Annotated in this window: 2 protein-coding genes; both read left to right on the top strand. The window is 72.5% G+C overall.

Features of this window, described 5'->3' with window-relative positions:
* On the top strand, positions 1-2,194 hold a 2,194-nt coding region (locus AOK03_RS22465), incomplete at its 5' end, for an SDR family NAD(P)-dependent oxidoreductase (protein WP_157869044.1).
* Between the two features lie 61 nt (positions 2,195-2,255).
* Positions 2,256-9,416: type I polyketide synthase (locus AOK03_RS22460; protein WP_055567123.1), on the top strand; the 7,161-nt coding region annotated here is incomplete at its 3' end.

Genomic DNA, 9,416 nt, shown 5'->3' with positions numbered 1-9,416 from the left:
CCAACACCAGCACTACTGGCTCGAACACTCCACTCGCGCCGGCCGCACCCTCGGCGCCGAGCACAGTGCCGCCGAGACGCAGTTGTGGCAGGCGGTCGATGAGCTCGACCTCGGGCTGTTGGCGGAGGCGCTGGGATCGGAGGAGGGCAGCGACGAGGCGGTGCGGGCGCTGGAGCCCGCGCTGCCGGTGCTGCGGGGCTGGCGGCGTCGCCATCGGGAGCAGTCGACCATCGACTCCTGGCGCTACCGCGTCACGTGGAAGCACCGGCCCGACGCCGAGGCGCCACAACTGGACGGCGACTGGCTGGTGTTCATCCCCGACGGCCTGGCCGAGCACCCCGCCGTACGGGCCACCGCCGAGGCGCTGGGTGAGCACGGCGCGTCCGCCGTGCGGCTGCATCCGGTCGAGACCGGCCGGGTCCGGCGCGAGACGCTGGCCGCGGTGGACACCTCCGGGTTCGCCGGGATCGTCAATCTGCTGGCTCTGGACGAACAGCCGCACCCCGATCACCCGGCCGTGCCCGCGGGACTCGCGGCGACCACCACCCTGATCCAGGCCCTCGGCGACAACGGCACGACCGCCCCCCTGCACACCGTCACGCAGGGAGCCGTGTCCACGAGCGCCACCGACCCGCTCGGCCACCCCCTCCAATCCCACGTCTGGGGACTCGGGCGCGTCGCCGCCCTCGAACACCCCCGCCTGTGGGCCGGGCTCATCGACCTCCCGGCCCGCATCGACCACCACACCCTCGCCCGCCTCGCCGCCGCCCTCCTCCCGCAGGACGAGGACCAGACGGCCATCCGCCCCACCGGAACCCACACCCGGCGCCTCACCCACGCCCCCGCGCCGGGCACCGCCGCCGACCTCACCTGGCAGTCCCGGGGCACCACCCTCATCACCGGCGGCACCGGCGGCATCGGCGCCGTCCTCGCCCGCTGGCTCGCCCGCGAAGGCGCCCCGCACCTGCACCTCACCAGCCGCCGCGGGCCGGACGCACCCGGCGCGCGGGAACTGGCCGCCGAACTGCGGGAGTCGGGCACCGCCGTCACCATCACCGCCTGCGACGTCAGCGATCCCCACCAACTCCGCGGCCTCCTCGACCGGACGCCGCCCGAGCACCCCCTGACCGCCGTCATCCACGCCGCGGGCATGACCGATCTGACGTCGATCACCGATCTGACGACGGCGCGCCTGAACGAAGTGCTCGGGTCGAAGTCCGATGCGGCCTGGAACCTGCACGAGCTGACGCGGGACATGGGTCTCACGGCGTTCGTGATGTTCTCGTCCGGCGCCGGTGTGTGGGGCAGTGGCCAGCAGGGTGCGTACGGCGCCGCCAACCACTTCCTCGACGCACTCGCCGACCACCGGCGCTCCCAGGGCCTGGCCGCCACCTCGATCGCCTGGGGCCCCTGGGCCGAGGCCGGGATGTCCGCGGACCCGGAGTCGCTCTCGTACTTCAAGCGCTTCGGCCTGCATCCGATCGGCCCGGACCTCTGCGTCAAGGCACTGCACCAGGCGGTCGGCGCGGGCGAGGCCACGCTGACGGTGGCGAACTTCGACTGGGCGAAGTTCACGCCGACGTTCACCGCCCAGCGGCCCAGTCCGTTCCTCGACGACCTTCCGGAGAACCAGCGGGAGGCAGTGCAGTCCGGGTCGGCGGCCGAGACCAGCGCGTTCCGCGAGGAGCTCGCGAAGACGCCCGCATCCCAGCGGCACGGCTTCCTGGTCCAGCACGTCCGGACCCACGCGGCCGCCACTCTGGGTCGCACGGTGGAGGACATCCCGGCGGCGAAGCCGTTCCAGGAGCTGGGCTTCGACTCGCTGACCGCCGTCCAGCTGCGCAACCAGCTCAACAGCACGACCGGGCTCACGCTGCCCGCCACCGTGATCTTCGACCATCCCACGTCCGAGGCCCTCGCCTCGCATCTGCGCGGGCAGCTCGGCGGCGGCGACGAGACCACCGGCGAGGGCAACGTGCTCGCGGCGCTCGACAAGTGGGACACGGCGTTCGGCACGGCCGGGATGGACGAAGCGTCCCGTCGGCGCATCGCGGGCCGTCTGCAGGTGCTGGTCGCCAAGTGGAGCCCGTCGCAGGACGGCCCGGAGGACGGCGACTCCGCCCACGCCGACCTGGAGGCGGCGAGCGCGGACGACATCTTCGACCTCATCTCCAGCGAGTTCGGGAAGTCCTGATCCCCGACTCCCCCACCCCATCCACGTCCCCCGTCACGTCGCGCCAAGGAGCCTGGGTCAGATGTCGAACGAGGAGAAGCTTCTCGATCACCTCAAGTGGGTCACCGCGGAGCTGCGCGAGGCCCGCCAACGGCTCCGCGACAAGGAATCGGCCGAGCCGGTCGCCATCGTCGGCATGGCCTGCCGCTTCCCCGGCGGGACACGGTCCGCCGAGGACCTGTGGCAGCTCGTGCGCGACGGGGGCGACGCGGTCTCGGGGTTCCCCGACGACCGGGGATGGGACCTGGAGTCCCTGTACCACCCGGACCCGGAGCACCCGGGCACCAGCTACGTACGGGACGGCGCCTTCCTGTACGACGCGGGCCGCTTCGACGCCGACTTCTTCGGCATCAGCCCGCGCGAGGCCGTCGCGATGGACCCGCAGCAGCGGCTGCTCCTGGAGACCGCCTGGGAGGTGATCGAGCACGCGGGCCTCGACCCGCACGGGCTGCAGGGCAGCGACACCGGTGTCTTCACCGGGGTCAGCGCCCACGACTATCTGACGCTGATCAGCCAGACGGCCAGTGAGGTCGAGGGATACATCGGCACCGGCAACCTCGGCAGCGTGGTGTCGGGCCGCATCTCCTACACGCTGGGGCTCGAAGGCCCCGCGGTGACGGTCGACACGGCGTGCTCGTCGTCCCTGGTGGCGATCCACCTGGCCGCCCAGGCGCTGCGGCAGGGCGAGTGCTCGCTCGCGCTGGCCGGGGGTTCGACCGTGATGGCCACGCCCGGCTCGTTCACCGAGTTCTCGCGGCAGCGCGGGCTCGCGCCCGACGGCCGCTGCAAGCCGTTCGCGGCCGCCGCCGACGGCACGGGCTGGGGCGAGGGCGCCGGAATGGTGGCACTCGAACTGCTCTCCGAAGCGCGCCGCCGCGGCCACAAGGTCCTTGCCGTGGTGCGGGGTTCGGCCATCAACCAGGACGGTACGAGCAACGGCCTCGCGGCACCCAACGGTCCCTCCCAGGAACGCGTCATCCGCGCCGCCCTCGCCAACGCACGACTCTCCGCCGACGACATCGACGCCGTCGAGGCCCACGGCACGGGCACCACGCTCGGCGACCCCATCGAGGCCAACGCGCTCCTCGCCACCTACGGACAGGGCAGGCCCGAGGACCGGCCGCTGTGGCTCGGCTCGATCAAGTCGAACATCGGCCACACACAGGCCGCCGCCGGTGTCGCCGGTGTCATCAAGATGGTCATGGCCCTGCGCAACGGCCTCCTCCCCACCTCGCTGCACATCGACGCGCCCTCACCGCACGTCCAGTGGGAGCAGGGCAGCGTACGACTGCTCTCGGAGCCCGTGGAGTGGCGGCCGGAACGCACGCGGCGGGCGGGCATCTCGGCGTTCGGCATCTCGGGGACGAACGCGCATCTGATCCTGGAGGAGGCACCGCGGGAAGAGGCGGAAACGGCTGCGGCTCCGGCTCCGGGTGCGGTCGTGCCGTGGGTGGTCTCCGGGCGGACGTCCGATGCGCTGCGCGAACAGGCCCGCCGTCTGGGCGAGTTCGCCGCATCGTCCGGAGTCGGGGAAGCGGGTGCCTCAGCGACCGAGGTCGGCTGGTCACTGGCCACGAGCCGGGCGGTTCTCGAACACCGGGCCGTGGTGGTGGGTCAGCAATCCGCCGAGGCGATCACTTCCCTGGGGACTCTGGCTGCGGGCGAGGCGTCCGCGGACGTGGTGACCGGGGTCGCGGGCGATATGGGGCCTGGACCGGTGTTGGTGTTCCCGGGGCAGGGCTCGCAGTGGGTGGGGATGGGGGCCCAACTGCTGGACGAGTCGCCGGTGTTCGCGGCGCGGATCGCCGAGTGCGAGCGGGCGTTGTCCGCGTATGTGGACTGGTCACTCAGTGAGGTGCTGCGTGGGGATGGGGCCGAGCTGGCGCGGGTCGAGGTCGTGCAGCCGGTGCTGTGGGCCGTGATGGTGTCACTGGCCGCGGTGTGGGCGGATCAGGGCATCACGCCTGCTGCGGTGATCGGGCATTCGCAGGGCGAGATGGCGGCCGCGTGTGTCGCGGGCGCACTGTCGTTGGAGGACGCGGCACGAATCGTGGCGGTACGCAGCGACGCCCTGCGCCAGCTGCAGGGGCACGGCGACATGGCCTCGCTGGGCACCAGCGCCGAGCAGGCCACCGAGCTCATCGGGGACGACCGGCCCGGCGTGAGCATCGCGGCCGTCAACGGGCCCTCCTCGACCGTCATCTCCGGCCCCCCGGAGCAGGTGGCCGCGGTCGTCGCCGACGCGGAGCAGGCCGGGCTGCGCGCCCGGGTCATCGACGTCGGCTACGCCTCCCACAACCCCCAGATCGACCAACTCCACGACCTGCTCACCGAGCGCCTGGCCGACATCCGGCCCGCCTCCACCGACGTGGCGTTCTATTCCACCGTCACCGCCGAACGCCTCGACGACACCACCACCCTGGACACCGCCTACTGGGTCACCAACCTCCGCCAACCGGTCCGCTTCGCCGACACCATCAAAGCCCTCCTCGCCGACGGCTACCGCCTCTTCATCGAGGCCAGCCCCCACCCCGTCCTCAACCTCGGCATCCAAGAGACGATCGAACAGACCGGCGTCACAGCCACCACCGTTCCCACTTTGCGCCGCGACCACGGAGGCCGTACGCAGCTCACGCACGCCGCCGCGCAGGCGTTCGCGGTGGGTGCCGAGGTCGACTGGCGGCGCTGGTTCCCGGCCGAGCCCGTCCCTCGTACCGTCGACCTGCCCACGTACGCCTTCCAGCACAAGCACTACTGGGTGGAGCCGCCCGCGGCGGTGGCGTCCCCGAGCAGCGGGCACGATCCGGTCGAGGCCCGGGTCTGGCAGGCGATCGAGGACCTGGACATCGACGCCCTCGCCGGCAGTCTGGAGATCGAGGGGCAGGCGGAGACCGTCGGTGCGCTGGAGCCCGCACTGCCGGTCCTCTCGGCCTGGCGGCGCCGACACCGGCAGCAGTCGACGGTCGACTCCTGGCGTTATCACGTCACTTGGAAGCACCTGCCCGCCACGGCGGCGCCGGAGCTCGGCGGAACCTGGCTGCTGCTCGTGCCCGCCGCGCACGCCGACCACCCCGCCGTCCGGGCGACCGCGCAGACACTGGCCGCGCACGGCGGCGAGGTGCGGCGTCACGTGCTCGACGCGCTTGCCGTGGAACGTGCCTCGCTGGCACAGGAGTTGCTCTCGGTGATGGGCGGGGAGCCGCACGCCGGAATCGTCAACCTGCTGGCCCTCGACGAGGAGCCGCATCCCGAGTTCCCGGCCGTGCCCGCCGGGCTCGCCGCGACGACCGCCCTCGTCCAGGCCCTCGGTGACAACGGCGCCGACGTCTCCGTGCGCACCCTCACCCAGGGTGCGGTCTCCACCGGCGCCACCGACGCCCTCACCAACCCCGTGCAGGCCCAGGTCTGGGGGCTCGGGCGCGTCGCCGCGCTGGAGTACCCGCGACTGTGGGGTGGGCTCGTCGATCTGCCCGCCCGTATCGACCACCAGTCGTTGACCCGGCTGGCGGCGGCTCTCGCCCCTCAGGACGAGGACCAGATCGCGATCCGTCCCGCCGGGGCCCATGCCCGCCGCCTCGCCCACGCGCCCGCCACGACCCCGAACAGCGGCGTGAGCTGGGAGCCCCGGGGCACCACCCTCATCACCGGTGGCACCGGCGGCATCGGCGCCGTCCTCGCCCGCTGGCTCGCCCGCGAAGGCGCCCCGCACCTCCTCCTCACCAGCCGCCGCGGGCCGGACGCACCCGGCGCGCGGGAACTGGCCGCCGAACTGCGGGAGTCGGGCACCGCCGTCACCATCACCGCCTGCGACGTCGGGGACCGTGAGCAGGTGCGCCGCCTCATCGACGGCGTCCCCGCCGAGCACCCGCTGACCGCCGTCGTACACGCCGCGGGCGTACCGAACTACATCGGCCTCGGTGAAGTGACGGGCGCGGAGCTGGACGAGGTGCTGCGCCCCAAGGCGCTGGCCGCGCTCCATCTGCACGAGCTGACGCGGGAGTCGGACCTCTCCGCCTTCGTGATGTTCTCGTCCGGCGCCGGTGTGTGGGGCAGCGGCCAGCAGGGTGCCTACGGCGCCGCCAACCACTTCCTCGACGCACTCGCCGACCACCGACGCGCCCAGGGCCTGGCCGCCACCTCCATCGCCTGGGGCCCCTGGGCCGAAGCCGGGATGGCCGCCGACCAGGCGGCGTTGACGTTCTTCAGCCGATTCGGTCTGCACCCGCTCAACCCCGACCTCTGCATCAAGGCACTGCACCAGGCACTCGACGCGGGCGAGACGACGCTGACCGTGGCGAACTTCGACTGGGCACAGTTCACCTCGACCTTCACGGCGCAGCGGCCCAGCCCGCTCCTCGCCGATCTGCCCGAGAACCGTCGGGCGAGCGCGCCCGTGGCACAAGAGGAGGCCACCGAGGCATCGTCGCTGCAGCAGGAGCTGACCGAGGCGAAACCGGCACAGCAGCGGCAGTTGCTGCTGCAGCACGTGCGCTCTCAGGCGGCGGCCACGCTCGGGCACTCGGACGTCGACGCCGTGCCCGCGACCAAGCCGTTCCAGGAGCTGGGCTTCGACTCGCTTACCGCGGTGGAGCTGCGCAACAGGCTGAACAAGAGCACCGGTCTGGCCCTGCCGACCACGGTCGTCTTCGACCATCCCACGCCCGACGCCCTCACCGACGTCCTGCAGGCCGAGCTGTCGGGCGACACCTCGTCCGCCGAAGCGGCGCGGGCGACCGCTGCCGCCGACGACGAGCCGATCGCGATCGTCGGCATGGCCTGCCGCTACCCGGGTGACGTCCGTTCCGCCGAAGAACTGTGGGACCTGGTCACGGACCGCAGGGACGCCATGAGCGGCTTCCCCGACGACCGGGGCTGGGACCTGGAGGCGCTGTACGACCCGGACCCCGAGAGCCGCGGCACCAGCTATGTGCGCGAGGGCGGCTTCCTCTACGACGCGGGCGAATTCGACGCGGGCTTCTTCGGCATCAGCCCGCGCGAGGCCGTCGCGATGGACCCGCAGCAGCGGCTGCTCCTGGAGACCGCCTGGGAGGCGATCGAACGCGCCGGGCTCGACCGCGAGGCGCTGAAGGGCAGCAACGCAGGGGTGTACACGGGCCTGACCATCTACGACTACCTGGCGCTCGTCGGTGAACGCCCCACCGAGGTGGAGGGGTACATCGGCACCGGCAACCTCGGCTGCGTCGCGTCCGGCCGGGTGTCGTACGTACTCGGCCTCGAAGGCCCCGCGATGACCATCGACACCGGGTGCTCGTCGTCGCTGGTGGCGATCCACCAGGCGGCGCACGCGCTGCGGCAGGGCGAGTGCTCGCTCGCTCTCGCGGGCGGCGCGACGGTGATGGCCACACCGGGTTCCTTCGTGGAGTTCTCCCTGCAGCGGGGTCTCGCCAAGGACGGGCGGTGCAAGCCGTTCGCGGCCGCCGCCGATGGCACGGGATGGGCCGAAGGAGTCGGCCTGGTCGTCCTCGAACGCCTCTCGGAGGCCCGGCGCAACGGCCACAACGTCCTTGCGGTGATCCGCGGTTCGGCCATCAACCAGGACGGTACAAGCAACGGGCTCACGGCGCCCAACGGGCAGGCGCAGCAGCGCGTCATCCGGCAGGCCCTCGCCAACGCGCGCCTCTCCGCCGACGACGTCGACGCGGTGGAGGCGCACGGCACGGGCACCATGCTGGGCGACCCCATCGAGGCCAGTGCGCTCGTGGCCACGTACGGCAAGGAGCGGCCCGCGGACCGGCCGCTGTGGCTCGGCTCGATCAAGTCGAACATCGGGCACGCGCAGGCGTCGGCAGGTGTCGCCGGTGTCATCAAGATGGTGATGGCGCTGCGGAACGAGCAGCTGCCCGCCTCGCTGCACATCGACGCGCCCACGCCGCACGTGGAGTGGGAGGGCAGCGGAGTGCGGCTGCTGGCGGAGCCGATCGCCTGGCCGCGCGGCGAACGCCCGCGTCGGGCGGGCGTGTCCGCCTTCGGCATCTCGGGCACGAACGCCCACCTCATCCTGGAGCAGGCCCCGGACGCGCCGGAGCCCGCGCCCTCCTCGTCGGACATGGCCGACGCGCCGGCCGGAGTGGTGCCGTGGGTGGTGTCGGCGCGTGGTGAGGATGCGCTGCGGGCACAGGCCGGTCTGCTGGCCGAGCGCGCGACGGCCGACCCGCACCTGGTGTCGCCCCTGGACGTGGGCTGGTCCCTGATCAAGAGCCGCTCGGTGTTCGAGCATCGGGCCGTGGTGGTGGGCCGGGACCGCGATGCACTCCTGGCCGGGCTCCGTTCCCTGGCAGCGGGCGAGCCGTCACCAGACGTCGTCCAGGGCGCCGTACAGGGTGCCTCTGGCGCGGGGCCGGTGCTGGTCTTCCCCGGGCAGGGGTCGCAGTGGGTGGGGATGGGTGCCCAACTGCTGGACCAGTCGCCGGTGTTCGCGGCGCGGATCGCCGAGTGCGAGCAGGCGTTGTCCGCGTACGTGGACTGGTCACTGCGTGACGTATTGCGCGGCGACGGGGCCGAACTGGCGCGGGTCGAGGTCGTGCAGCCCGTGCTGTGGGCCGTCATGGTGTCACTGGCTGCGGTATGGGCGGACCAGGGCATCACCCCGGCCGCGGTGATCGGGCACTCGCAGGGCGAGATGGCCGCCGCCTGCGTCGCGGGCGCACTGTCGTTGGAGGATGCGGCGCGGATCGTGGCGGTACGCAGCGACGCGCTCCGCCAGCTTCAGGGGCACGGCGACATGGCCTCCCTGGGCACCAGCGCCGAGGAAGCTGTCGAGCTCATCGGCGACCACCGGCCGGGCGTCACCATCGCCGCCGTCAACGGGCCCTCCTCGACGGTCATATCGGGTCCCCCGGACCAGGTGGCCGCAGTCGTCGCCGACGCGGAGAAGGCCGGGCTCCGCGCCCGCGTCATCGACGTCGGCTACGCCTCCCACAACCCCCAGATCGACCAGCTCCACGACCTGCTCACCGAACGCCTCGCCGACATCCGCCCCGCCTCCACCGACGTGGCGTTCTACTCCACCGTCACCGCCGAACGCCTCGACGACACCACCACGCTCGACACCGCCTACTGGGTCACCAACCTCCGCCAACCCGTCCGCTTCGCCGACACCATCAAAGCCCTCCTCGCCGACGGCTACCGCCTCTTCATCGAAGCCAGCCCCCACCCCGTCCTC

The organism is Streptomyces atriruber (assembly GCF_001418325.1).
GTDB lineage: Bacteria > Actinomycetota > Actinomycetes > Streptomycetales > Streptomycetaceae > Streptomyces > Streptomyces atriruber.
Note: the sequence above shows the minus strand (reverse complement) of the source record. Positions and strands in the feature narration are given on the sequence as shown.